Genomic DNA, 26,013 nt, shown 5'->3' on the forward strand with positions numbered 1-26,013 from the left:
AAATGGTTTTTTTGTCTGACAAATTACGCTATAATGGAATCTGAAAGTGGAAACGAAAACGTTTTCAGAAAACTTTCAGAAAACTACAAATTAAATAATTTTCGGAGATAACTATCATGGAAAAAGACAAATTAATCGGCGTTGATTTAGGCGGAACAACAATTAAATTTGCTATTTTAACTAAAGAAGGCGATATCCAACAAAAGTGGTCAATTCGAACAAATATTCTAGATGAAGGGGCACACATCGTGCCTGATATTATTGATTCAATTAATCATCACTTGGAATTATTCCAATTGGATCGTGAACGAGTTATCGGAATTGGAATGGGAACTCCTGGAACAATTGATTTTGATAAGGGAACTGTTCGTGCCGCTTACAATCTTAACTGGAGTGCTGAACAAAATGTTCGAACACAATTGGAAATTGGAACTGGATTACCAGTAACTTTGGACAATGATGCGAACTGTGCGGCGCTTGGAGAACAATGGCGTGGTGCTGGAGACAATGAACCAAATGTGGACTTCATCACACTTGGAACAGGTGTTGGTGGTGGACTTGTCCTTGATGGTAAGTTGGTCCACGGTGCCGCTGGTTCTGCTGGTGAAATCGGACACGTTATTGTTGAACCAGATGGTTTCCAATGTACTTGTGGAAACAAGGGATGTTTGGAACAATATGCTTCAGCAACTGGTGTTGTACACTTGGCACAAACAGAAGCTGAATCATATGTTGGAAATGCCCGTTTGAAGGAAATGATCGACAATGGTGATGAAGTGACATCAAAGATTGTTTTTGATCTTGCAAAGCAAGGTGATTACTTAGCTAATCAAGTTGTTGACAAGGTTGGACATTACCTTGGACTAGCATGTGCGAACTTGGCAAACACACTTAACCCAACTAAAATTATCATTGGTGGTGGTGTTTCAGCTGCTGGTCGTTTCTTGTTGGACCGTGTAGAAGAAAACTTCCAAAAGTATGCTTTCCAACCAACACGTGATGTAACGGAGTTGAAGTTGGCTGAACTTGGAAACGATGCAGGAGCCTATGGTGCTGCATCAATTGCTTTGCAAAGTGATCGTGAAGTAATGTAAATAAAAAAAGCCTGTAAGGGCTTTTTTTTATTGAAATCTAAAATTTTTTAAAAATTGAAAGGGATTTCAGCGTTACGGTATAAAAACTGGTAAAATTAGTAAGTATTAGATATTACGAATCGAATAAATTTAACTGAAAGGAGGAACAAACAATGAATATGTTTTGGGTGTTATTATTAACAATTCTACTTGTTTGGGTTGGTTGGACCGCCGCAATGTGGTTCTGGACACGTTATATAGCTAAGCAAAGCTCAACGGTGCTTGATGATACTGACTTTGAACAACAAAGTCGAGGACATCAAATTTTTGATTTACGTGATGGTGATTCATTTAAATCAAAGCATGTATTTGGAGCTCGCAATGTACCATATAGCATGTTAAAAGAAAATCATACGGCAATTCGTAAAGATCAACCGGTATTCCTTTATGACACAAATATGCAATTTGCGTCACGTCTTGCTCGGACGTTGAAAAAAGAAGGATATGATAATATTTATATCTTAAAGAATGGTTTTGCGACTTATGAAGGTCGAACAAAATCAAATGAAACGGTATAGAAAAAAGAGATGTGATGAAACTATTCATCACATCTCTTTATTTATATTATTATAATGTTTAGTAGCGTGAACCGTGTGAATGAGCGGCCTTGCGAGCTGACTTGAATTCAGTCTCATCAAACTTAGCTTGCTCTTCTTCCAATGGCTCGATTTCAATCTTGTGATAAGTAAAACCAGCAGCAGCTGCGGCAGCAATTGTACCAGCAACACCAGTAAGTAAACCAATTCCGAACTTCTTCATAATGGTTAATCCTCCAATTTATTGTTATCATTATTTTAACATACTAAACGCAAATTAAAAGAATTTATAGATGATAGGACTAAAAATGCAAAAATTAATTGTAATCGTTGGGCCAACGGCTGTTGGGAAAACAGCCTTATCATTGGCTTTAGCGCAAGTTGTTGCGGGTGAAATTGTTTCCGGTGATTCAATGCAAGTATATCGCCACCTGAATATCGGAACAGCTAAAGCCACAGCAGCGGAACAAGCTATTGCACCGCATCATATGTTGGACTTAGTGGAACCAACTGAAAATTATTCCGTTGCTAAATTTATTGAGCGGGCGCGTAAAGAAATTGATGAAATTACCGAACGTGGTCATACACCAATTTTAGTAGGTGGAACTGGATTTTATGTTCAAGCCTTGTTGGGCGATCGACCTTTAGCAAATATCGATGAAAAACCTGATGCTGAATTTGAAGACAAATGGGATGAGATTGTTCAAACGCAAGGGGAAGAACCATTGAGGTCGGCCTTGGCGCAAGTCGATCCAATTAGTGCCAATCGCATTTTGCCAGGGCAAATTCGACGCTTAAAGCGAGCCTTATTAATTTCGGAGCAAATGGGACAACCTTTCTCTAGTTTGCAACCAGAACCGAAGCGTTTATATGATGCTAAGATAATTGGTCTAAATACAGAACGCAGTGTTCTATATGACAGAATCAATCAAAGAGTGGATATGATGGTGGAAGAAGGCTTGCTGGAAGAGGTTGCATTGGTGCAAACATTACCCGATGTAGCAACTGCTAAGATGGCTATTGGTTATAAAGAACTTTTCAATTACATGGATGGATTAGAAAGCTTGGAAAGTGGTAAAGACCAATTAAAACAGGCTTCTAGAAGGTATGCTAAGCGTCAATTGACTTGGTTTAACAATCAGATTCCAGATATTGAATGGTTTGATTTAGTCCAATATCCTGAGCAATTAGATATCGTAAAGCAGAATGTTAAAGAGTTTATGTTAGGTTAGCTAACATTTGATTTTTAATATAGAACTCAATATGGTATAGTAAGTGCATAGGAGGTTTGATAGATGTCTGAACGAGAATTAAAACGTGATTTGGCAATTTTACCAATTAGCGTTGTTCGGGAGTTAACAGGTCTATCTGACCGCCAAATTCGTTATTATGATCAACAAAACTTGGTAAATCCTGAACGTGGAAATGGCAAACAACGTCGCTATTCATTAGAGGATATTGATCGCCTCATTGAAATTGCGGATTTTATGGATGCTGGCTATTCGGTTGCTGACATTCATGATATGGATGCAAAAAGAAAGCGACAAGCATTACAAGAACAGGGGACAGATTTACGTCAAGTCTTTGCAGATGAATTATTGCGGATTGGTCGTTTTGATAATCAGTTGCACTAATAGGATTACGATAGAGGAGAATTAATTCATGCATAAGCACTACACTAAAGATGATATTCGACAACTCATTCAAGAAGAAAATGTAGAATTTTTACGTCTACAATTTTCAGATATGTTTGGAACAATTAAAAATGTTGAAGTACCAATTTCACAGCTTGAAAAAGTTTTAGATAACAAGGCAATGTTTGATGGATCATCAATTGAAGGGTTTGTGCGAATTGAAGAATCAGACATGTATCTATTCCCTGATTTAGATACATTTATGATTTTCCCTTGGGCAACAGATTCACATGGTGGTAAAGTTGCACGTTTGATTTGTGATATTCACAATGTTGATGGTGAGCCATTTGTGGGTGACCCACGTAGTAACTTGAAGCGTGTCTTGAAGGACATGGAAGCCATGGGTTATTCAAACTTTAATTTGGGAACTGAACCAGAATTCTTCTTGTTCAAATTAGACGAGAATGGTAACCCAACAACCAATTTGAATGACAAAGGTGGCTACTTTGACTTAGCACCATTGGACCTAGGTGAAAATACACGTCGTGAAATTGTTTTGGAGATGGAAAAGATGGGCTTTGAAGTTGAAGCAGCCCACCACGAAGTAGCTCCAGGACAACACGAAGTGGACTTTAAGTATGCAGATGCTTTGGAAGCAGCTGATAACATTCAAACATTTAAGTTGATTGTTAAGACAATTGCTCGTAAGCACGGGCTTTATGCAACATTTATGCCTAAGCCAGTTGCTGGTATCAACGGTAACGGTATGCACGTGAATATGTCATTATTCACTGAGGGTAAGAATGTCTTCTTTGACGAAAATGGAGAAGAAAAGCTTTCTGAAACAGCCTATAAGTTCTTGGGTGGTATTTTGGAACACGCCCAAAACTATACTGCAATCACAAATCCAACAGTTAACTCATACAAGCGTTTGACACCAGGATATGAAGCACCAGTCTATGTTGCTTGGTCAGGTTCAAATCGTTCACCAATGGTGCGTGTGCCAGCTTCACGTGGACAAAGCACACGTCTTGAATTGCGTTCTGTTGATCCAACTGCAAATCCATACTTAGCTTTTGCAGCTATCCTTGAATCAGGACTTGATGGTATCCGTCGTGAATTGACACCAACTGATTCAGTAGATCAAAACATCTATCTAATGGATGAGAAGGAACGTCGTAAGGCGGGAATTCGCGATTTGCCAGATACGCTACTAGATGCGATTGATCATTTGGAAGAAGATGAAATTGTGAAGGGGGCAATGGGTCCTACAATGTCACGTACATTTGTGGATGCCAAGCGTCTTGAATATCGTTCATTCCGTCAACAAGTTTCACAATGGGAATTGGATAATTACCTAGAACAATATTAAAAATAAAAGTTTTCTAAATGTTTTAAAAAAGTGCTTCATCTTAGCTAAGATGGAGCACTTTTTGCCTATATAGCGGTATGATAAAGAGGTATAAATGTAATTAAACACACAATAACCAATTTGGAGGGATGAACCATGGAAAGTACGCCCTATATTCAGACTGAAGTTCCGAATAATGAAAAAGTTTTAAACAATAAATTGAATGCAAAGGTGGCCTATGTAGAGAATGTCACTGAAGCCCTAAATAAACATAATGACCGCCGTGTATATGAATTAATTAATAGCAAAAAGTATAATGAATTAATTCGTGAAGTGAAGCATGCTGATGACAATCGCACTTTGGCAACGTTGGTTTCTGATTTACAACCTGATTTAAGCCATCATCTGTCAGAACAACTGATTGCACATTTATCTGAGGTATTCCCATTTTTCTATTACCAAGAGAGTGCCCTGGGCGTCTTTGATGTTTATTTTGGTAATTGGTGGGATCGTGCCTATTTCGGTCGCCTAGACCCAATCAACGTGCAATTTAAATTTAAGGCTGAAGAATATGATAAGTTGGTTGCTTCAGTTAAATTAAATGGTGAAGCCAAGCGTTTTCACACGGATGATATTGATGGATTAACGAAAGATAATGAATCATTACAAGCATTGGTTGAAAATCAAAATGCACGTAATGAACAGCGTAAAGAATTGGAAACACGTTTGGATCAGTTGGATGAACGTGGTGGTTTCTTCAATCGTCCTTCTGGTGAAGAACGTGATGAAATCAAAGGCAAGTTACAGGAGCTTGATGCGCAAGATGAAAAAGCTGCTAGCGTACCAGAGCAAATTGAAGCTAATAATAATAAAATCTTAGCTTATTCAAAGGAAGATACGATTTTAATTTATGAACAACGTGCAATCAATGAAACATTTGGTACTTTTGAAGCTTTTGAAGCTAAAGTAAAGTCATTGTATGTTGACTATGTTAAGCAACTTGCCGCTAAAGAGGGAGGTCAAGTGAATGCCTAATCAATTACAAAATCGTGTAGGAAATTATGTTGGCTTGCTCAACAAGGATATTCAAGTAATTCAAAAGAACTTGAATGATACAAATACCTTGATTGAAAGTACCGATCCAGAGACCATTCATGGTGTTGCTGAAGCCTTAATTCATTCTAATTTAGGCACAAACTGGGTCCAAGTACCACGTCAATATAGTTATGAAGACTATTACTTGATTGCAATGGATCGCTTTATGGAATTAAGTGGTGTGGCTGGATACAGCATTTTATTGCCAATTGAGTCAGAAAAAGTTACGTTGGTGATGACTGATTTAAACGTGCCTGCTGCCTTTGCTTTCGAGACAAATCAGGACCAAAATGGTGGGGCTTATTTTGTTGAGTTGACAAGTGGCGAACGTTTGTTCTACTGGTCAATGGAACGCAAGCAAATTCAATTTAATGCTCGTGCAATTGTTGATTTGCTCGTCGCTAATTTTGCCAATGAGGGTGTGACGATTGAACAAAATCAAATCATCGCCAATCTGCTTACGGAATTTGGACGTTATATGGAGCGTGTCTTTGGTTATGCTGTTGACTTCAATATCTTAGAAACACGTGATGATTATATCTATAATTTGATTCAACATGCACAACCACAAGATATGTTGGATAAATTGTTTGTGTTGTCAGCTGATACAAGCTATTTCTTACAAGGAATTCCAAATGGTGCTGCAATTTCATTGAACGATCATTCAGAAATTCGAATTTTCTTTGTGAATGATGCGAATGCTTTGGGCGCACAACGTTGGCACTTCCAAGTAATTGATGGTCGTGATCAATATTCATGGCTTGATATTCTATTGTCTTATGATTTCATTGCAAAATGGTATTTGTCAGAGAATAAGACGCTAGAAATTGCATATGATCAGCTTGTATTTGCGGTGCAACAATCTGAAAAGCAGGATATTCAACCCATTTTTGCTGAGCAACAAGGCTTAACGCCAATGTTGCCAAGTGAAATTGAGGCGCTTCAAAAGCAGGTACGTGAACAAAAAGCAGCGGAACAAAAAGCGGCAGAACAAAAAGCGGCAGAACAAAAGGCCGCTGCAGAAGCTGAAGCAGCAAAACAAGCTAAGGCAGAAAGTGCTGCTGCAACTGGAAATGCTTCGGAGAATGCCACGTCTGTTGGTGCTGACGTAACCTCAGCTGAGACCAGTCAATCCGAAGCGTCAGTTTCTGAGTCAGTTTCAGTAACGCAGTTAACACCTAAGAAGTCGTTTGACGATGAAATTGGTGAAGCTGTCCATTCATCATCAAATCCTGCGGAAAAATAACATGTTGTTAGATTTTGCGGCTTATTTACGTGATGCGAGAACGATGTTCGGAGCTGTTAGTGGTGATTGGGAACGTCCGATTAAACGTGACGATATGATTTTAAATGATTATCTAAATCTAGATATCACGTTAAGTCAATTGATGGTTCAAACGCAAACAGTGAATGCGGACACACCCTATGGGGTTCAGATGGATACGCATCAAGATTTGGTTGATGTCTATGCGCAGGCATTGACGCAATTTTTATTGATTAGTTTGAAGCAGCAGTGGACGCATTTAATGGTTCTTGAGGATGCAGATTTAGTTGCCTTTAGTCGCTTTCCACAGCGAAACTTGATGCATCAATTTGATGGCATTAAAACAATGCTATTAAATAGTTATCATCAAAAGCGACAAGATGATTTTTCGCATGCTTGGCGTTCATTTTTAAAGCTAGGTTTGAATGAGCTAGCACTTGAACCAGAAAAGCTTGATGCTGCGGTAAAAAGAGTATTGTTAGTCGAAAATTAACTTGTACAAGTACGGTTTTCGACTTATAATAATAAGATAGTTGCCTTCGGCAAGCTATCTAGCTGGATCTATAGCATAACTGGATAATGCACTCGGTTTCTACCCGAGCGATTGTGGGTTCGAACCCCACTGGATCCATATTTGAAAAAGTTGATAAACCGTATTAAATCTCTGCATTTGAAAATTGTTTTAGTTTTATGTATAGGAAAAGCCTGCCAATCTGGCAGGCTTTTATTTTTTATTTGTAAGCGGCATGAATCGCATCATGCAGAAATTGTGCACCATTTGGTACAATTTTGTCGTAGTATGCCTTAAAGTCTGGTGAATCAATATAGAGATCTGCTAGCCCTAAGTAAGCTTCTGGACTAAAGCTATGCCAAGTCATACGAATCCATTGTTCGTGATTTTTGACAAGAGTTACGGCATCTGGTGAGCTTGGATCATTGCTTTTTATGGCTTGAATAAGTAAATCCTTTATATCCTCTTCCAACTTTTTAAAGCTTTGATATTGTGCTTCATTCATACTTAAAAATTTCTGATTACTTTTCTTGATCATATCAGCGTCATAATCTTCTCGCATTTTTTCACCATATAGTTCTTCATTTTGTTGAATGGCAGTAGCTTTGAGGTGCTCAAAGCGTTCAGTATTAGTCATTTTTTCTTCTCCTTTATACGTCTTAATCGTCTTTTCAATTGTTTGAATCATGTTGTCCATGTGTTTACGTTCATCAATTAAGCTTTGGCAGTGTTTTTGCAAGATGAGTAAGCGAGTAGGTTCATCATTTTCGAGTAGTAATTTAATTTCAGAAAGATTGATATTCATTTCGCGGTAAAATAATATCTCCTGTAATTTATTAACTTCTACTTGTGTATAGATACGAAACCCAGATGCATTTTGATAATTCGGATTTAATAAATCGATTTGATCATAGTAACGTAAAGTTCGAGTGGTAACATTTGAGAGTTTTGCTAACTCACTGATTGTGTATTCAGACATGTCGGCCTCCTTTCATAAATGATTTTAAAGGTTGACGTGACGTTAAGGGCAAGAAAAAATTTGTTTTTATGATGAATCATTTGTATTTTACGATATTCTTTTTTTATTTACTATGCCGACTAAATCGATAAGCGTATAATAAAAAAACAAAGTTTGTGAAAGAGGGTGATGAAGTTGGCAACTCATCAAGCGGCTAGTGTCTTTTATTGTGAATAATCACCATGGAAATAAAGGATGAAAAAATGCTTAAACCAAATGAATATGTAGATATTAAAATAAAAATTCAAAATTTAATCAGTGCCTATAAATCGGTAAATGATAAAAATGTCGTCAATGTACTTAAGCAAGATACATTTGCGTTAGGGACACAGTATGGAATTGACGAAACAAATGAGTGGAAACAACTTGTTCAGATTGTGGACTCAGTTTCATGTTCTCATCAAAATGCAGAAAAAACGTTGTTAGATTTGGAGTCATTAGTTAATGCTTTTGAAATACCTAGTCATAAGCAAATTGAAAAACTTTTTAAGAAAATTAAAAAGGTGCCAGATTTTGAATCAGAAACGGTTAACTTATATGAAGCATCATATTTAGGAATTAATGATACAGGAAACGCAAAAAAATTCTTAATTTTACCAGACCGCAATGGCAAATTACATGGCGTGACCGGAGACTTTGATATTCAAATCGTTAATGGACTGTGCGCAGTATGTCAAAACATTGGAAATGTATCCTTATTTTCGACGAAGGTTAAGCAACGAGGCGCAGATGGTAATTACGTAAAACGTGGTAATTATATTTGCCGTCATACAGATGAATGTAACCGTCAATTGATAGAATTAGAACACTTATATGATTTTACAGACTCTGTGACTAAAGTATAAATACAATTGCATAAAAAAGGGGCGTACGCAGTTAATAAGCGTACGACCCTTTTTTATTATTTAACTTGTGTTAAGTGTCCATCAACGAGTTTGTAAATATGATCAGCAAAACGTTCTAAACGTGTATCATGTGTGACCGTTACAACTGCTTTATTTTGTATATGAGCCATATCTTGGAGAAGCTGTCCAACAGTAATGACGCGTTCACTGTCTAAGGCGGCGGTTGGCTCATCTGCTAAAATAATGTCTGGATTAGGATAGAGCGCACGTGCTAATGCGATACGTTGCGTTTGTCCACCAGAGAGTTCAGATGGGTACTTTTGTAATAAATTTTGAATTCCTAGTTTATCGATAATCGTTGAAAATGATTTTTCGGATAAATTATCATTTTTTACAGTATTAACCAGTTCAAACTGTTCCTGCACTTTTAGATATGGAACAAGATTATAAGCCTGCAAAATAAAACCAATTTGGTTCAAACGAAGTTGTTCTTGTTGTTTGGCGGACAAATGATTAACGTTCACATCGTTAATTAAAACTTCTCCGTTAGTAGAACTTTGGAGCCCCCCTAGAATCGTTAATAAAGTACTTTTTCCAGAACCAGAGGGACCAAGAATCAGCGTTAATGTTCCTTTTTCGGATGTAAAATTAACGTCTTGAAGCGCCGTGACCTGACTTAAACCAGATCCAAATATTTTATTGACATGTTTTAGTGCTAATGTTGTCATGGTTTACCCTCCAATAACAGATACGGGATCAATTTTTGAAATAATCCGGATGGGAATTAACGATCCAATGAGGCCGGTTACTAGGATACCGACTGCAACACCAAGACTCAGCTTTAGACTAAAGTACATCGGAACGGTTTCAGGAATGAATAATGCGACGAGTATTGTAAACATAGCACCAATCATAATTGCGGAGCTCATAATGATAAATGTTTCACCAAGAGTATTACGTAGTAAATAAGTATTAGGGATGCCTTGGGCACGTAATACAGCTAAGTTTGGCCGCTTTTGAATCGTTAAAATATACAAGAAAATGGTTACGACAATCAATGAAATTAAAATTAAGAAAATAATCATGAAGGCAAAGGTTGAATTCTGCGCGGCATAGCCGGGAAGCTTATCGAGGTAAGCTGATTTACCTAGCACTTTAAAATTATCGTTGACTGCGTTTAGTGATTGGTCTTTTTTTGAAATAACGCCACTACCTAAGTATTGTGGATTAACGCCTTTAATGGTAGACCAATTTGATAGGGCGCCATAAACAACTGGTGCCATATTATATTTGGCATGTTTAACGGTTCCTGAAATTGTGTATTTACGTGAATCGAGACCTAACTGAATTTTATCGCCAATTTGATAATGAGTTAGTTTATCTGATATCAGAACTTCATTTTTTTGCGTGGGCTTTTTTCCTGAATTTAGTTGCAATTCTTTAGCGATATATTCATCAGGTTTTAGACCAATAAATTGAATCGATTCATTATGATTTTTATCTTTCAATGTCGTGGGGGTAATCCCGACAATGGCTTGATGCTTGTCATTTGTATAGGGGTCAAGTTCTTCGGGGGTCATTAGCGATTGACCCATATTGCCATTTGAATCTTTAGTTAGTAAAACACTTTTAGTCTGCCAACTATTAATGGCATCAGTATTTTCGTTGGCCAAGCCCAAGGCCAACGCACTAATGATAAAAATAAGAAAGGTAATGAGACTAATAACGGCAATGATGAGACTATAGCGTAATTTTTCATATTTTATTTCATGTAGGGCTAAAAACATAGTAGATACTTCCTTTATTTGAATTAAATGACACGGTGTCAATTACAAATAGTAGCATATACCTAAAATGACACGGTGTCAATTATTTTTAAAAAAGAAAAAACGATATGAAATCTGATGTAGCTAGTTAACCTGACAGAAAGTTTTATCGCGCATTTTTGTTTTTTTATATCAACCAGAAGTGTGCATATTGACGATTCTTATAATAATTTTACCGTAATTCGCTGGCTATTAGTGTTAGGAATGTGTATAACGAATGTAGATAGTGAGGTATGAAGAAGCTATGAAAATACAAGATATTAAGATTACGAATCATAAAAGTTTGTGGTTAATCCCATTTTTATTCATTGTTGGCTATTTCATTGCGTCATTTATGGATAATTGGCCTTTAACATGGTTAGCAACATGGGCCTTTGGATTAAGTGGCTTATACGCCGTATATGGATGGCCGCAAACAAAACAGTTATTTCAACCAATGCACAAACCATACTTAAAAAAATTAGTCTGCTTGTATTTACTCATGATGATAGCAGTAGGCGTTGTAACCAGTTTTATGTCTAGTGGATTGGGTATGAAAGCGGAACAACATGTTTTGCTAGAAAGTGATCCTGAAAGCTTTAGTTTTGCAACGTTCGCTGGTTTAATCACCTATCTGGAAAATCTCGTGAGCGCAACGGGTGAAGAAGCATTAATGGCAAGTGTGCTTTTACCAATTTATAGTGGCTTAAAATCTAAAAAATTAGGGCTTGCGGTGACTTTGTTAGTTGGCTCTGTCCTTTTTGGATTGATGCATGTTTTTGTGTATGATTTTAATCTGGTCAGTTGCATCACAGTTGCAATCATGCGCATATTTTTAACATTAGCATGGTTTAAAACGGATTCCTTAAGAGGTGGCATCTATTTACACTTGTTCCAGGACGGACTAGTGATTGGATTGACAATGTTATTAAATACATTTATATAAGGGGAGACAGATGATTAAAAATGGAATTAAGCAATTTATGATCAATCTTATTGGTATCGCGGTTGCCTTTGGTTTGGTTAATTTTATGAGAAATGGTGGTAAATTTGATTTTACATGGCATGATTGGCCCGTTTTACTAGGCTTATTAATTGTTTTCGCTGGTGTTTCAACAATGATTGAATTGAATAACAAAAAGTCATAAAAAAGAGCAACCATGCTGGTTGCTCTTTTTTATTGTTGATAGGGATGATAAGTTTCATATTTACAGGCATATTCGATAACTTCATTCATTTTATTTTGATTAAATGAAATCATGGAAATGCCATCAAATAAGTCAGTAGACCGGTCAGTTGTGGCATGAAAGGTCCAAGTCACAACGATATTTGATTGATCCGTCGTTTCAATATTATGAATGTCCCATGCTAGGACGGTTTGTGTCTGAGAAGTGTCAGTGATCCACTGTTTAATTTGATTCAAATTATCATAAACGGGGCCATAACACTCACGATAAGTACAATTGTCTGTAAAGTAATCATCAATATGACTGAAATCATGTGATATCCAAGCCTTGAAGTAGCTATGAATGATTTCATAGCGTGGGTTTAAAAGCATCCTTTAATCCTTTCAAGAAAACCCATATCTATACAACATAGACATGGGTTTATTAATCAATTATTTTGTTTGGTAAAGCTCAATGAATTCACCAACTAAATCTTTGTAAGTAATGGCGTTCATTAAATGATCTTGCGCATGAACCATGTATAAATTAACTTCGGTATGCTCACCTTGAGCTTCTTTGGTCAATAGGTCGGTTTGCACATTGTGCGCATCTGCGAGTGCATCGTTTGCTTGCTTCATATAGTCACTAGCAGCGTCAAAATCACCCTGTTTAGCGGCGTCTAGTGCTTGATGAGCTAAACCTTTTGAGTTTCCGGCGTGCATGATTATACTCATGACAACCTGCATATATGCTTCATCCATGAGCTAGTTCTCCATCAAATTCTCGGCAAATTTAAGAATGTTTTCACCGTTCATCATGCCATAGTCCATCATGGGCATAACGTCCATTGGAATACCCTTAGCATCAGTCTTTGCTTTAATTTCATTCTTAAGATATGAAACTTGAGGACCAAGTAACACAACATCAGGGATGCGTTCTGCGTTTAGCTCACGTTCAACATCAGCCGTTGACTTAGCAAATACTTCATAGTCTTTACCAGCTGCTTGAGCGGCCTCTTCAATTTTTTGAACCATGAGTGAAGTTGACATACCTGCGGCGCAGGCAAGCATAATTTTTTTATCAGCCATAATAATTCTCCTATTTTTGCGTTAATTTAAATGTCTGCCAAGGCTTGATGGTCTCTAGCACGGGCAGGTTACTTGCTGCAATATGTCCAACCCGGTTGTAATGACCATCATTTTCCCAAGGTTGTAGGGCGATTTGTAGTTCACCTTTGTATTGACCAAATGAATCATTACCGATGACAATATCGCCAACTTGAATATCATCCAAATGTTGGGCCGGAATCGTTTCCTTGGCGTATTTGACACGTGGTTGACTCGAGCGAATCATATATCCAGAGAAGTCCCCACGGAAGAGGTGGATTTCATCAAGAATAATTTGTTTTTCAACAAGGGTTAAGTCATCCGCTAACGCTACTTCCAAAACGGGATAAGGCGTGTCGTAAGCCAAACGAATTTGTTCTAATTCAGCCGCACTCAAAAGTGAACTACTGATATATAGATTATCGATTGTATTGAGCTGCTTCATTAATTGAACTTGACTAGCGGCTGACATGCGACGTTGGGCTTCCATTGAAACCATTTTATCTGAAACGGGCCAAGGCCCTACTGTGCCGGTTTCTCCGTCAATGAATGCAGAAGTTTCAAGATTATATTGCTTATAACGCGCTGTGGCATTTAAGAAATAGTCTTGCTGTAACCCAGTTCTGATTTGTGGATAAAAATTGTGTGAACCGACTAAGTTTCGAGGATTCGGACCAAAGTCCCAAATCATATCAATGTAATGTTGGCCACGAGAGATATTCGTTTCAATTTTGAGATTATAGGGGTTATAAGTCATTTTGGCTTCTTCGTACCCAGTAAATCCTTCATCCAAACGAACGGATGTAACACCTAATTGATCAAAGAAACTTAAGTCATCATAAGTGATGCCTAATTGTTGAAATAGTTTTGGATTAATATCAATGGTTGTGGCCATGCCTAGGCTATTTCCATAGTCAATAATCGCTTGAAAACGGCTGATGACATCGTCAGCATCTCCGGTGACTTCCAATAATGAAGTGAAAATTTTAGTGTAGCCAAAGCGATGGGCATCATCTAAGAAATTTTTCATTTCATCAAATTCAGATTTTGACGGATAAATTGAAACACCTAGTTCATGCATATTCGTGTACCTCGTTTTTATGCGACTTCTTTTTGAGCAATTTTTTGTTCTTCGGCCAATTCAATCCGGTCAATCGTCTTCATGAATGGTAGATAAAGGAGCGTGTCGAGGACAAGTAGTCCAATTTGTAAGACAGCACCTGAAATATGTGAGCCTGTTGCTAAGAAACCAGAAATAATTGGTGGTGTGACCCAAGGGACAACGACACCGACTGTTGCGTGAACAAGGCCAGTTGACATCGCAACATAGGCGATGATGGCATTGATAACTGGGACAAAGACGAATGGAATAATTAAGCTAACATTCAAAACGACTGGAACACCAAACATCGTTGGTTCATTGATATTAAAGAGACCAGGGGGCGTAATAAGCTTTTCTAATGTCTTGTAACGGGTTGATTTTGCAGCAATCCACATGGCACAGACTAGGCCAAGTGTGGCACCACCACCACCAAGATAGACGAAGAAGTCCATGAATGGTTGTGTAACGATATGGGGCATAACTGCGCCAGGGTTGCTTTGATAAACTTTTAAGTTTTCAGCCATCAAAGCCAACCAAATTGGACTCATGATGGCACCGGTAATGTTACCACCGTGAATTCCAATGAACCAAAGCAATGACGTTAGAATTGTCACGACAATGGCACCGATTAGTGAACCACCGAAGGCACCTAGTGGCTTACCTAGAAGCACTTGCAAAACTTGATGAATATTTTCGAATGGTGTCATTTGTAGACCGGCATAAACAAGTCCCCAGAAGATAAGAATGACAAAGCCTGGAATAAGGGCAGCGAATGAATTTGAAACTGCAGGTGGGACCCCTGCAGGCATCTTAATGCGAATGTTATGCTTAACAAACCAATTAAAGATTGCTGTACTAATAAGGGCAACCAGAATTGCAGCGAAAAGACCACCAGCGCCTAAGAAACTGTAAGCAATTCCAGTTTGTGGCTCTTTACCAGCACTGAGTAGGTCAGGTGTTACCAAGAAGAAGCTTGCTAATGACAAGATTCCAGCGGATAAAGCATCTGTACCATGTGATTCAGCATAACGATAGGCGATTCCAAATGAGGCCACCAAACCAATTAAACCGAAACTCGAATTGACAATCTTAACGAGCCAATCAAAGATACCTGTATCGATTAACCAATTTTTAAAAGGTTCGATTGAAAAACCATTGGCAATCAATAAGGCCATTGATCCAACAATAACAAGGGGCATACTCAATGCAATTCCATCACGGATTGCATTTAGAGGTTTATTTGCTGCTAATTTGACCCCGATGGGTTGCAAATACTTCTCCAGAAAGTGTGTAACTTTATCATTCATAATGTTTCCTCCAAAAACCTAATGTATTGTCTGTCTGATTGACAATACCTCCTGTACAATTACTAATGTAACCGCTTTCAATGCGAAAAGCTAGCCTTTTATAAAAAATTTAATGTGCCCCAATCTATACCATGGGTTTAGGCGCAATCGGTTTCATAGGGCTGATATATTTAAGGGATAGTGCACTTTTTAAACAAATTAGTCTATACCAATTTAGAGGGCTTTTTTTGATTTCTGTTCGCTAAGGTTATGAAATAAAACATGGTAGAAAAAATATTGAAAAAATTTGTCTTGATTGCCATTAGCTTACTGTATTAAGTTTTTTGCACAGAGAATTATGATTCGGCTTATAATGGAAATAAGAAAAGCATAAGAGGATGAAATGATGGATATTGGGATATTAATTATATTGTATGTCATTGCCTTGCTTTGTTTGATGTTTGGCGTACAGGGTAAAGGGTCTGCAAAGCAGAAGGGAATCTTGACTTTAGTTGGGTTGGTTTTCCTGATTGGTGCAATTATTTATATGGCGTGGTAAACGTGAAAAGAGAGTAGAGTTATGCAAAATAAAGTAAGAATTATGTTGTATGTTAGTGATGTGATGCAACATGCAATGTTTTGGCAGGAGAATTTTCAAGCGGATATTGTTGAAGAAATTGATTTGCAAGAAGGGTACAAAAATATTGTGTTGGGGCTAGCGCCAACAATTGAGTTGTCTTTGTTTGATAAAGCATTTATTACAAAATATTCACCAGAAGTCGCAGATAATGTGCCTTCACTGATGTTGTATCGGACTGATTTTTTTGAATTACACGAACGTATGGCACAAGCGATGGAAATTGTTGAGGTTAATGGCACACAAACCTTTGCCTTTCCAGATCCAGATGGTCATTATTTCGTTGTGGCAAAAGGATAAGTGGCGGTCAGGTTATGACATATTGGCAACCAACTCCAGCACGTTATCAATTAGCCTTAACCTATTTGCGACATCAGATTTCTTTTGGACAACATCAGATTTCTTTTGGACAACATCATTTTTTGCAATACAAGGCTAATTAAGACGCTCAAAAAGAATATGTGGAACCTTTAACGCAAACGAAGATGCGATGTGGGAAATGACGAGCTGGCTGTCACCAACAGACCGGGTTCAGGAGGATGAGTAAATGCGTTTATGGCATGAAAAATTGATTTCCAAGCTGCCACGCCAACAATTGTTAGGACAACATCGTGAATGTTGTGCCTTGCGTGGCAAAGGCTGGGGAAGACCGCATCAAACGGTCAATTATGTCTTTTTACATTCACCTTATAAATTATTTCAGTACCATCAACTCGTGATGGCAGAGATGACAAAGCGTGGTTATCAGCATGAAGTGAAATGGGATCAACCAAATTATCGTGGACAACAATTAGCGGCATACGCAGAACTAACGCCGGTTCCTTTAACGAGACCTATTTTTCCAGAACATGATGATGCTTATTTGGATGAATGCTTGCGGAATTTAGCCGCGAAGGGCATTGAACTTAATTAAAAAGAAAATACAGGACGAGATTATGGATGAAATGATTACTTTAACCCATGCACGTGAGAATAATTTAAAGGATGTTAGCTTAGAAATTCCAAAACATAAAATTTCTATTTTTACTGGGGTTTCAGGTTCTGGTAAATCTTCAATTGTTTTTGATACAATTGCGCAAGAGTCAGGGCGTCAAATGAATGAGACTTACACGGGAATCGTTCGAACATTTTTACCAAAGTATAAACGACCAGATATCGATGATATTCATGGTATTTCGCCCGTTATTATTGTGGATCAAAAAGCAATGGGTGGTAATGTGCGTTCAACTCTGGGGACGACAACTGACATTAATTCATTGTTCCGAATTTTATTCTCGCGCGTAGCTGAGCCACATTTGGGTGATTATGCTAATCTCTATTCCTTTAATGATCCACAGGGGATGTGTGAAACATGTGAGGGCTTAGGGCGCATCATTACCTTAAATATTGACGCTGCCTTTGATAAGACGAAATCTTTAAATGAAGGACCATTTATCTACCCTGGTTATAAAGTTGATGGGATGCAATGGCGGACTTTTGCTGAATCAGGATTTTTCGACAACGATAAAGCCTTGCAGGATTATACTGATGCAGAATGGCATCAATTCTTATATGGTGAACAAACAAAAGTCGAAATCACTTATAAAAAATCAAAGCTTGAAGTGACGTATGAAGGTTTCGTGAATCACTTTATCCGGACCCAAGTGAAGACGGATAAGGAACAAACAAAGACATCAGCAAAAATTATGGACGAATTTAGCATTGCTGAAACATGTCCAACCTGTGGTGGGGCGCGTTATAACCAAGCCGTTTTAAATTCAACAATTGATGGTTATTCGATTTATGATTTAACCAATTTAGAGCTAGATGAATTAGCACAAACATTACCTAAATTAACCGTGCCAGCTTCGGCCCAAGGCTTGATTGACGGCATTTTAACCCGAGTAAACAGCTTGATTTCAATTGGTTTGGGTTATATGAATTTGACCCGTGAAACCAGTACATTATCTGGTGGGGAATCACAACGTGTGAAGATGATTAAAAATCTTTCAAGTAGTTTGACGGATATGATTTACGTTTTTGATGAACCAAGTACTGGTTTGCATCCGAAAGACGTCCACCGGATGAATGAATTATTGGAACAAATTCGTGATATCGGGAACACGGTCTTAGTTGTTGAACATGACCCGGACGTGATTAAAATTGCAGATTATATTGTAGACGTCGGACCTAAAGCTGGTGTCCATGGTGGTGAAATTATGTTCACCGGTTCTTATGATGAATTATTAGCATCAGACACGTTAACCGGCCGTTCTTTAAAACAGGCTTTGCCTTTTAAGCCAGTTCCACGTAAGCCTGAGCATTTCATTACCACCCAGCCAAGTGAATTACATAATCTTAAAAATGTTGCGTTATCAATTCCAGAACAGGTGCTAACCGTGTTAACTGGTGTGGCTGGATCAGGAAAGAGCTCGCTGATTAAAGGTGTGTTCTTAATGGAACATCCTGAAGCTATTTATATTGACCAAAAGCCAATTCATACCAATAGTCGTTCGAATCCAGCGACGTATATGGATATGATGACAGCGATTCGAAAGTTATTTGCGACTTCAAATGACGTTGATAATGGTTTCTTCAGTTATAATTCAAAGGGTGCTTGTACGGAATGTAATGGAACAGGAAAACTACAATTGAACCTATCATATATGGATCAAAATGATGTAGAATGTCCACGTTGTCATGGAACACGTTATGAGCCCGAGGTCTTACAATATACGTATAAAGATAAGAATATTGTAGACGTTATGGATATGTCGATTGAGGATGCGTTAGATTATTTTGAAGCGAAGCCACTTCTTAAAAAGTTACAACAATTAGTAGATGTTGGACTAGGTTATTTGAGCCTCGGACAGAGTTTAAGCACCCTGTCAGGTGGTGAGTCGCAACGTTTAAAGTTAGCTAAGGAGTTAGCTGGAAAAGATGGCATTTATGTCTTAGATGAGCCAACAACAGGTTTGCATATGTCAGATATTAGTTTAATCTTGGATATTTTAAATCGTTTAGTTGATCGCGGAAATACGGTCATTGTGATTGAACATAATCTTGATGTTATTCGACAAGCGGATTGGATGATTGATATGGGACCGGCCGGCGGAAATGCTGGTGGTCAGATTATTTATACAGGAACACCTGCAGCTGCCGTAACAGATAAACAGTCAGTGACAGGTCAATATCTATAAAAAAGGTTCGAACGACTGCATTGTCGTTCGAACCTTTTTTTATTTCAGGATTTTCTTAATCGCTTGCGTGACACGCTTACGTGCTTTTGTATCCATTTGTTTGTAAATGTTTTCTGGCACTTGTGAACGTTGGGCATTCGTTAAACGTTCTTGCTTAACCGCATTCTTTAAGGAGAACAATAAATCATCTTCATTATCGACAACTGGGCCCACAATATCGTGAGGGTCAATATCAAAATGGCGATTTTCAACCAGTTCATCAAATTGATAGTAAATAACTGGTCGGTTTTGTAGGGCAAAATCAAAACTAACACTGGCGTAGTCGGTAATCATAATTTGATTATCCCGAAGTAAGTCTGACACATCTTTACGACGTTTGTTCTCTAAAATTTTAACAAAATCAGAATGGAACAAATGACGGTATTCACGCATGTCAGGATGTAGAATGAACGAAATTTGCAAGCGCTTTTCAGCGGCGAGTGCTTTAAGTTCAGGGTTATTAATTAATTGCATGTATGTCGTATAGAATAAACTTGTTTTAAATTCATCTTCAGTGACATCCATTAATTTACGACGACGCGTTGGCATAATCAAGACGTGGCGACGGGCTTTGAAAGTTGACCACATGCGATTTCGCAACAATTCATCAAAACGGGGAAGTCCGGTTAGTAAAATTTGATTACGCTTATAGCCAAACTCACTTTCAACGAATTCAACTTCACGATCAGAACTAACCACAATTTGTTCATTGACGGCTGGCTTTTCACGGACCGCTTGTGCTTTAAGACCAGCGATACCGTGTTGTAAGTTAATCTTTGGTGTTTGCGTAATTTTTTGATTTAGATAATTAGAATCAAAAGGTAACAAATTTTCGACATCGTGCGTGAATAAGAATAAATCAGCCATTAAGAATAATTCAAGATGGCGTGGCGTTTGGAACGTGATGATATGATCTTCGTAGTGGTCCAAATTCTCACGCTCAGTTGATTCACTAGTGATGACATAGTAAGTATCGAAGTCTTTGGCATGATATTTATTCAGGTAATTAAACATCACGCTACCATTGTCATGTGCTTCTGTGACCCGTTCAGTAATTAAAATGACTGGACGCTTGCCCGTACGTGGGTGGTCAGAGTTTGGATGTTTGGCCTGATAGGCTTGAAGTTGAATTTGTAATTCTTGCGGTACAAAACTAGCAGCATAAGCTAATTGTTGTGTCGCTAATAGGGTTGGTTGAATCAACATGCACAACTGTTGGTCATAGTTTGTATAAGCATCCGTTAATGCTGTGGCTTTTTCAATGGTCAAAGGCTGGACAACGGGTGCAATATCTTGATGGTCTTGATCAATCTCAATCCAAAAAGTATTTTCTGTTTTGGCACCATTCTTTTGAACGGAAGGGATTTCATCAAATTCACGCGCAATATCAGTCGGTGAGAATTCAGCTAAGACACGACTTTTAAATGTGCCTTGTCCCATATCAAAAGTTGAGGTTGTAGCACTCGCAACTTTCATAATTTGTTGCTTCTCTTCATGGCCAATCAAAATTTGGACCGCTGAAGGAGCGACTGACTTAGCATAAACATCTAATGTTAATTTGATATTGTTTTGATTTTGTTCAAAAGCAATTAGCGTTGCATTTTCGAATAAGGCTTGCCCCGAAGGCAATGCATTCATTGAAAACGCTAATTGTTCTTGTTCATCCATGAAAAGATAAAGGCGGTCATGACCAACATTAGCGGTTAATTTATTTTCAGGCACAAAAAAATTGTCAACCTGAAAATCAATTGTCTGTGGCTCAGCATCTGAACCATAAATTAAACGTGCGGTAACAATGTTTTCTGAATGCAAGAAACTCGTAACTTGTGTGTCAGAAATGGTATACGTGTGCGCCCCCTCATCTGAAAAATAAGTATCCGAGTTAATACCTTGGATTCGAAGACTTGGTAAGACCATTTCACTTGAAATAATAAATTGCCCTTGCGAGAAATGGGCCTTAACGTATGCCGGCATGTTTGTGCACTTCCTTTCGATGTCATTCAACCTGTACTTTTTAATTGTACAATTTGTCATTTAAATAATAAATCGATTTTGGTCAGGCTTAATGCTTCATTAACCTTTAATTGAATTGGTATGAATTATTCTGGAGAGTGCGCTATTTCAAAGTATTAGATATATAATATATGTAACTAAGACGGATAGGTGGGGAACGTGTATGCGAAAATTGTTGCAAGTGTTAGCAGGATTAAGTTGGTTTGGGTTACTATGCTTTGCGGGTTGGCAGATCTATCAAGGGACCTTTGGGAATCAAATGCCCGTATTCGCCTATAATCGACCACAAGGACATTTGGGATGGGGCATCACCGGTGCAGGAATTTTAACGTTAGCTGCAGTTGTTTGGCCTAAAGGCAAGTAAACTTAACAAAAAACAGTAAATTATAGTTGAAACAGAAGTGGGATTTATGTATAATAATCATGTTGTGTTTGTGTGACCCACAAACTGCAACCATTCGTCGCCTGTACTAAGTGGGAAACCCGCGGGCACGGTGAGTCTAAGTTGTCGCTAGAAATAGCATTAATTTTTATAGGAGGTCTGCAGACTCATGGCAGCATATGCAATTATTGAGACTGGTGGTAAGCAATACAAGGTTGCCGCTGGTGATACAATTTATGTCGAAAAGCTAGACGCCGAAGCTGGCGAAAAGGTTACTTTTGACAAGATCGTCTTTGTTGACGATAAGTTTGGTACACCTTATGTTGAAGGTGCATCAGTAACTGGAACTGTTGAGAAGCAAGGTAAGGAAAAGAAGGTTGTTACTTTCAAGTACAAGCCAAAGAAGCACTCACACTCAAAGCAAGGTCATCGCCAACCTTATACTAAGGTTGTCATTGACGCCATTGCCTAAGACATCGGAAAGAAGAGGATTTAAATCATGGAATTGAATTTGAACAACTTGACGATGCTTGCTCACCACAAAGGTGGAGGTTCATCAGCCAATGGTCGTGACTCAGCTGGACGTCGTCTAGGTACGAAGCGTGCAGATGGTCAAGACATCAAGGCCGGATCAATCATTTACCGCCAACGTGGAACTCACATCTACCCAGGTGTAAACGTTGGTCGTGGAGGCGACGATACTTTGTTCGCCTTGACTGATGGTGTTGTAAAGTTCGGTCGTATGGGCCGTGACAAGCGCCAAGTTTCTGTTGTTTCTCGTGAAGAATACAACGAAATTATCGCTAAGTAATTAAACTTAAATAAAGACTTACCAATTAGTTTTGGTAAGTCTTTTTTTGTTTAGTTATGCATAAAAAAACATTTGATGAATATGATAAAATAAAGTGTTTTAAATTATTTATAGACTAATACGGTGTGGGGAGAATCAATGAGTATTGTTGTTTTGTGTATGTTTGCAATTATTTCTGCAGCCTCACGTGGTGTTATTAGCGTGATTGATCGATATCAGATGGGTTATCGAAAAGAGTCAGCATTAACAGTAAATTTTTATAATAATTTACTGGCGGCGATTGTGGCAACCATTGTCTTATTGAGTATTAGCAGGCAAGCTGATTTTCGTTTTCTAACAACGCTGTCAGGCTGGATGAATATTTTCTTATATGCCTTATTGGTACAAGGGGTAGCTTATGGTTATAGCTTTGTCTATAAGAGATTGACGGTTTTAGATGCAGTCATTGTGAGTAAAAGCTCGGATGTGCTGATACCAGTTGCTTTATTTGTAACGACTGGTTATTTTAGTTGGTACCAATATTCATTTTCAATTTTATCAACTTTACTAGTTTTTACTTTGGGTTATGTGTCGTTGAATTTGGCGAAACAAAGGAATCAATTGCAAGCACAGCTTAGCAATATGACAAAAGCTAGTTTAATCATTGTACCCATCATTGTTTTTCAGGCGTGTGTCTCACCCTTGTTAGTGACAGGTGTATCACACAGTATCTATACATTAATGGCGTTTACTTTATTTACAATCTATATCAGATTGGGAATTAGTTTCGTCAGTCTTGTCCCCAAGTACTTGAAAGCATCAACGCATCGGACCCCGGCACAGATTTCAAAAAAGCAAGTTATTTTGATTTACGGTTCGCGTGCATTTTTGACAGTGCTAGCACAGGTAACGTTCACTTTAGCGACATCGTCAAGTGAATCTGGAATTGCTTGGATTTTCTTGAATATGACTTCTTTGTATAGTGTGGTCTTTAGCCATTTGATTTTAAAAGAAGAGCTGTATAAGTCTGAATTTATTATCCTGGTTGTCGTAACACTGCTAGCAATTATTGGATCACTATAAAGCAGGCCATTTCGGTTTGCTTTTTTATTTGGTACATTAACAATAAAATATACCTGTATTAATTCTCATTTGCGTTTAAAATAGAATTATAAGGTTACTGAATATTGGAGGATTATTATGCGCTATGTATCGTATTTCGGAACGGATGTTGTCACAAATATCGCAATGGACTCTTGGTTATTAAGCAATTTGAAGGCTGATGAACCAATTTTTGCGCTTTGGCGTAATGATAATGCCATTATTATTGGACGTAATCAAAACACATATGCTGAAATTAATCAGGATTTTGTTGATGAAAAAAATATTAATGTTGTGCGACGTGCAACTGGTGGTGGTGCCGTATATGACGATTTAGGGGTGTTATGCTTTAGTCTGTTTGTACCCGTGACATCAAAGACCGGGACAATTGATTTTGGCACCTTTATTAAGCCAGTTCTTAAAGCGTTACAGGATATGGGCATTCCAGCAGAGCTGACAGGACGGAATGACTTACTCGTTGATGGTAAGAAAATATCAGGTAATGCGCAACGACTTGAGCATGGTTATGTCTTGCATCATGGAACATTGATGTACGACGTGAATGTGGATACAATGACGCGTGCGTTACACGTTTCGGATGATAAATTCGTGTCAAAGGCCGCTAAGTCAGTGCGCAGTCGTGTGGGGATGATTCGTGATATTAAACCCGACTTATCATTTGAAGATTTATATGAAGGTTTGATGGATGAATTGACCAACCACGGGGCTGATGGTGAACTTATTTTGACCGATGAGCAGAAGCAAAGCATCCTGGACCTTCGGAATAATCAGTTTGCAAAGTGGGAATGGACGTATGGGGAATCACCAGCTTCTGATTTTCATAATCAAAAGCGCTTTTCTGGTGGCACATTAGGAATTTCCGTTAATCTCGAACATGGCTTAATTCAGGCAATTGATTTTACCGGTGATTTCCTGGGTCTCGAAGAATGGCGTGATATTGCGGATGACTTTAAGGGGATTCCATTTAACAAGCATGCTGTATTAGCAGTGCTTGAGCAAAAAAATAATCAGTTACAATATTTTGGTACAATTACGAATGAAGAAATTGTGAGTTTGATTGAAGCGTAGTTAAATAAGTGATGTGAAGCGTCAGTTTCATATCGCTTTTTTTATGGGTTAATCGCATTCGTTGTATTGAGCAAGAAGTTGTTATGTGTGCATGTAACAAATTAAGTGCTTGGCGTAATTCGTTTAAATTTGCTAAATTAAACCGTAAAGAAGACGAAGGGAAATTGAAAGATGAGAATTGGAGAACGGTTAAGAGGGCTACGGGAAGCGCATGGATATTCACAAGAAGATTTGGCTCAGGTATTACATGTGACGCGTCAATCAATTTCACGCTGGGAGAATGAAAAAGCGGATCCGAGTTTAGCCATGTTAGCTAATATTGCAGAATTATATGATTTATCCTTAGAAGAATTATTTCAAGATAAGCAACAGGCAGTGATTCATGAAATTGACCGAAAGGTTCGCTGGGGACAGTGGAGCTTGCGCATTGGCTTGGGCTTACTTATTATCGGGGTACTTGTTGGTGGAACGTTACTGTATGGTCGAAAAAATCAAGTGGTCTTGATTGATCGTTTTAATCCATTTTTAAAAACAAAAATTGAATATGCCATTGCACCAACGCCAGAAGATTTAAAAAAAGTGAAAAAGCAGGCAGGAAAAACAAATTTAGATGTTGATTTATGGGTAACGTCGGATCCATTTGGTTCGGGAGAATGGATTAAAATGACATTGTTCGAACCAGCTGATGAAGAAAATCATTATGTGATTGTGCGACATAAAGGGGCATATGTTTCAGGTGCACGTGTGATTAGCAAAAATGATATTCCTAAGCCAAATCAGGTTAACTTGGGGGATGCTTATGTGCCTTATGAACCTAAGGCAGAGGGGCCACGTGTAACTCTATTTGAAAATAATGGGCCATCATTTTCAAAATGATGTATTAAAAAAGTCATCGCCACTTTAATTGGATAGTGGGGATGACTTTTTATGA

General features: G+C 38.1%; 32 protein-coding genes and 1 tRNA gene. 23 read left to right on the top strand and 10 right to left on the bottom strand.

Translation table 11 applies throughout. From position 1 onward, the window contains the following. Positions 1–116 precede the first annotated feature (116 nt). Together IV67_RS00675 and IV67_RS00680 are read left to right on the top strand one after the other, a co-directional pair. On the top strand, positions 117–1,094 hold the full coding sequence (locus IV67_RS00675) for an ROK family glucokinase (protein ID WP_057786114.1): 978 nt from the start codon (positions 117–119) through the stop codon (positions 1,092–1,094). 152 nt (positions 1,095–1,246) lie between these two features. Continuing rightward, positions 1,247–1,651, top strand: a complete 405-nt coding sequence (locus IV67_RS00680; protein ID WP_236698222.1) for a rhodanese-like domain-containing protein — start codon at positions 1,247–1,249, stop codon at positions 1,649–1,651. Between the two features lie 58 nt (positions 1,652–1,709). Here IV67_RS00680 and IV67_RS00685 read toward each other — a convergent pair whose 3' ends face one another. Next, positions 1,710–1,892: a DUF3042 family protein gene (locus IV67_RS00685; RefSeq protein WP_057786116.1), complete on the bottom strand. Its 183-nt coding sequence runs from the start codon at positions 1,890–1,892 to the stop codon at positions 1,710–1,712. A gap of 85 nt (positions 1,893–1,977) precedes the next feature. Between IV67_RS00685 and miaA the strand changes: the two genes are divergently transcribed. The 7 genes from miaA to IV67_RS00720 all read left to right on the top strand — a co-directional run bounded on the left by miaA (position 1,978) and on the right by IV67_RS00720 (position 7,644). Beyond that, complete coding sequence (gene miaA, locus IV67_RS00690) at positions 1,978–2,901, top strand: tRNA (adenosine(37)-N6)-dimethylallyltransferase MiaA (RefSeq protein WP_057786255.1); 924 nt, start codon at positions 1,978–1,980, stop codon at positions 2,899–2,901. Positions 2,902–2,964: 63 nt separating this feature from the next. After that, positions 2,965–3,303, top strand: a complete 339-nt coding sequence (locus IV67_RS00695; RefSeq protein WP_057786118.1) for a MerR family transcriptional regulator — start codon at positions 2,965–2,967, stop codon at positions 3,301–3,303. A 28-nt stretch (positions 3,304–3,331) separates the two neighbouring features. After that, the gene (gene glnA / locus IV67_RS00700) at positions 3,332–4,675 is read left to right on the top strand and encodes a type I glutamate--ammonia ligase (protein ID WP_057786120.1); all 1,344 of its coding nucleotides are present in this window, start codon (positions 3,332–3,334) and stop codon (positions 4,673–4,675) included. A gap of 135 nt (positions 4,676–4,810) precedes the next feature. Continuing rightward, the gene (locus tag IV67_RS00705; RefSeq protein ID WP_057786122.1) at positions 4,811–5,689 is read left to right on the top strand and encodes a hypothetical protein; all 879 of its coding nucleotides are present in this window, start codon (positions 4,811–4,813) and stop codon (positions 5,687–5,689) included. Beyond that, positions 5,682–6,995 (top strand): hypothetical protein, encoded by a 1,314-nt coding sequence (locus IV67_RS00710; RefSeq protein ID WP_057786124.1) that lies wholly within the window; start codon positions 5,682–5,684, stop codon positions 6,993–6,995. Before IV67_RS00705 ends, IV67_RS00710 begins: the two co-directional genes overlap by 8 nt. Position 6,996: 1 nt before the next feature. Further along, positions 6,997–7,506, top strand: a complete 510-nt coding sequence (locus IV67_RS00715) for a hypothetical protein (RefSeq protein WP_057786126.1) — start codon at positions 6,997–6,999, stop codon at positions 7,504–7,506. A 64-nt stretch (positions 7,507–7,570) separates the two neighbouring features. Continuing rightward, a tRNA-Arg gene (locus IV67_RS00720) sits at positions 7,571–7,644 on the top strand. Positions 7,645–7,744: 100 nt separating this feature from the next. Here the strand turns inward: IV67_RS00720 and IV67_RS00725 are convergent. After that, complete coding sequence (locus IV67_RS00725; protein WP_057786128.1) at positions 7,745–8,503, bottom strand: MerR family transcriptional regulator; 759 nt, start codon at positions 8,501–8,503, stop codon at positions 7,745–7,747. A gap of 242 nt (positions 8,504–8,745) precedes the next feature. On the opposite strand from IV67_RS00725, the gene IV67_RS00730 reads away from it, so the two are divergent. Next, a complete protein-coding gene (locus IV67_RS00730) occupies positions 8,746–9,387 on the top strand; it encodes a FusB/FusC family EF-G-binding protein (protein WP_057786130.1) in 642 nt (213 codons plus the stop codon). Positions 9,388–9,443: 56 nt separating this feature from the next. Here IV67_RS00730 and IV67_RS00735 read toward each other — a convergent pair whose 3' ends face one another. Next, positions 9,444–10,115: an ABC transporter ATP-binding protein gene (locus IV67_RS00735; RefSeq protein ID WP_057786132.1), complete on the bottom strand. Its 672-nt coding sequence runs from the start codon at positions 10,113–10,115 to the stop codon at positions 9,444–9,446. 3 nt (positions 10,116–10,118) lie between these two features. Next, positions 10,119–11,174: an ABC transporter permease gene (locus IV67_RS00740; protein WP_057786134.1), complete on the bottom strand. Its 1,056-nt coding sequence runs from the start codon at positions 11,172–11,174 to the stop codon at positions 10,119–10,121. Positions 11,175–11,457: 283 nt separating this feature from the next. Between IV67_RS00740 and IV67_RS00745 the strand changes: the two genes are divergently transcribed. Beyond that, the gene (locus IV67_RS00745) at positions 11,458–12,138 is read left to right on the top strand and encodes a CPBP family intramembrane glutamic endopeptidase (RefSeq protein WP_057786136.1); all 681 of its coding nucleotides are present in this window, start codon (positions 11,458–11,460) and stop codon (positions 12,136–12,138) included. Positions 12,139–12,148: 10 nt separating this feature from the next. Then, positions 12,149–12,340, top strand: a complete 192-nt coding sequence (locus IV67_RS00750; protein ID WP_057786138.1) for a hypothetical protein — start codon at positions 12,149–12,151, stop codon at positions 12,338–12,340. Between the two features lie 29 nt (positions 12,341–12,369). Here the strand turns inward: IV67_RS00750 and IV67_RS00755 are convergent, their stop codons facing one another. Genes IV67_RS00755 through IV67_RS00775 form a run of 5 tightly spaced genes read right to left on the bottom strand, consistent with a single transcriptional unit; the run spans position 12,370 to position 15,873 of the window. Continuing rightward, entirely contained in the window at positions 12,370–12,750 is a 381-nt protein-coding gene (locus IV67_RS00755) for a nuclear transport factor 2 family protein (RefSeq protein ID WP_057786139.1), read from the bottom strand. Positions 12,751–12,810: 60 nt separating this feature from the next. Continuing rightward, on the bottom strand, positions 12,811–13,119 hold the full coding sequence (locus IV67_RS00760; RefSeq protein WP_057786141.1) for a PTS lactose/cellobiose transporter subunit IIA: 309 nt from the start codon (positions 13,117–13,119) through the stop codon (positions 12,811–12,813). 3 nt (positions 13,120–13,122) lie between these two features. Continuing rightward, positions 13,123–13,446, bottom strand: a complete 324-nt coding sequence (locus IV67_RS00765; protein WP_057786143.1) for a PTS sugar transporter subunit IIB — start codon at positions 13,444–13,446, stop codon at positions 13,123–13,125. A 10-nt stretch (positions 13,447–13,456) separates the two neighbouring features. Further along, on the bottom strand, positions 13,457–14,545 hold the full coding sequence (locus IV67_RS00770) for a DUF871 domain-containing protein (protein WP_057786145.1): 1,089 nt from the start codon (positions 14,543–14,545) through the stop codon (positions 13,457–13,459). 17 nt (positions 14,546–14,562) lie between these two features. Further along, positions 14,563–15,873, bottom strand: a complete 1,311-nt coding sequence (locus tag IV67_RS00775; RefSeq protein WP_057786147.1) for a PTS sugar transporter subunit IIC — start codon at positions 15,871–15,873, stop codon at positions 14,563–14,565. Positions 15,874–16,258: 385 nt separating this feature from the next. On the opposite strand from IV67_RS00775, the gene IV67_RS09170 reads away from it, so the two are divergent. The 5 genes from IV67_RS09170 (at position 16,259) to IV67_RS00790 (ending at position 19,668) form a co-directional block, all read left to right on the top strand. Continuing rightward, positions 16,259–16,411, top strand: coding sequence for a hypothetical protein (locus IV67_RS09170; protein ID WP_157050260.1), 153 nt, complete (start codon positions 16,259–16,261; stop codon positions 16,409–16,411). Between the two features lie 21 nt (positions 16,412–16,432). Continuing rightward, on the top strand, positions 16,433–16,789 hold the full coding sequence (locus tag IV67_RS00780) for a VOC family protein (RefSeq protein WP_057786149.1): 357 nt from the start codon (positions 16,433–16,435) through the stop codon (positions 16,787–16,789). 14 nt (positions 16,790–16,803) lie between these two features. Then, positions 16,804–16,932: a hypothetical protein gene (locus IV67_RS09540; protein ID WP_269082749.1), complete on the top strand. Its 129-nt coding sequence runs from the start codon at positions 16,804–16,806 to the stop codon at positions 16,930–16,932. Positions 16,933–17,036: 104 nt separating this feature from the next. Next, complete coding sequence (locus IV67_RS00785) at positions 17,037–17,402, top strand: TIGR02328 family protein (protein WP_057786151.1); 366 nt, start codon at positions 17,037–17,039, stop codon at positions 17,400–17,402. Positions 17,403–17,424: 22 nt separating this feature from the next. Then, a complete protein-coding gene (locus IV67_RS00790; protein ID WP_057786153.1) occupies positions 17,425–19,668 on the top strand; it encodes an ATP-binding cassette domain-containing protein in 2,244 nt (747 codons plus the stop codon). Between the two features lie 39 nt (positions 19,669–19,707). Here the strand turns inward: IV67_RS00790 and IV67_RS00795 are convergent, their stop codons facing one another. Next, positions 19,708–21,681, bottom strand: coding sequence for a CDP-glycerol glycerophosphotransferase family protein (locus IV67_RS00795; RefSeq protein ID WP_057786155.1), 1,974 nt, complete (start codon positions 21,679–21,681; stop codon positions 19,708–19,710). A 202-nt stretch (positions 21,682–21,883) separates the two neighbouring features. On the opposite strand from IV67_RS00795, the gene IV67_RS00800 reads away from it, so the two are divergent. From IV67_RS00800 to IV67_RS00825, 6 genes are all read left to right on the top strand, one after another. Then, on the top strand, positions 21,884–22,084 hold the full coding sequence (locus IV67_RS00800) for a hypothetical protein (RefSeq protein WP_057786157.1): 201 nt from the start codon (positions 21,884–21,886) through the stop codon (positions 22,082–22,084). 187 nt (positions 22,085–22,271) lie between these two features. Continuing rightward, entirely contained in the window at positions 22,272–22,574 is a 303-nt protein-coding gene (gene rplU, locus IV67_RS00805) for a 50S ribosomal protein L21 (protein WP_057786159.1), read from the top strand. A gap of 27 nt (positions 22,575–22,601) precedes the next feature. Next, entirely contained in the window at positions 22,602–22,913 is a 312-nt protein-coding gene (gene rpmA, locus IV67_RS00810) for a 50S ribosomal protein L27 (RefSeq protein ID WP_057786161.1), read from the top strand. A 138-nt stretch (positions 22,914–23,051) separates the two neighbouring features. Beyond that, the gene (locus tag IV67_RS00815; protein ID WP_057786163.1) at positions 23,052–23,975 is read left to right on the top strand and encodes an EamA family transporter; all 924 of its coding nucleotides are present in this window, start codon (positions 23,052–23,054) and stop codon (positions 23,973–23,975) included. 117 nt (positions 23,976–24,092) lie between these two features. Then, a complete protein-coding gene (locus IV67_RS00820) occupies positions 24,093–25,082 on the top strand; it encodes a lipoate--protein ligase (RefSeq protein WP_057786165.1) in 990 nt (329 codons plus the stop codon). 171 nt (positions 25,083–25,253) lie between these two features. After that, positions 25,254–25,958 carry a helix-turn-helix domain-containing protein gene (locus IV67_RS00825; RefSeq protein ID WP_057786168.1) on the top strand — a complete coding sequence of 235 codons (705 nt, stop codon included), beginning with the start codon at positions 25,254–25,256 and terminating at the stop codon, positions 25,956–25,958. The last annotated feature ends 55 nt before the right edge of the window (positions 25,959–26,013 follow it).

It is taken from the genome of Weissella minor, assembly GCF_001437425.1.
Taxonomy (GTDB): Bacteria; Bacillota; Bacilli; order Lactobacillales; family Lactobacillaceae; genus Weissella; species Weissella minor.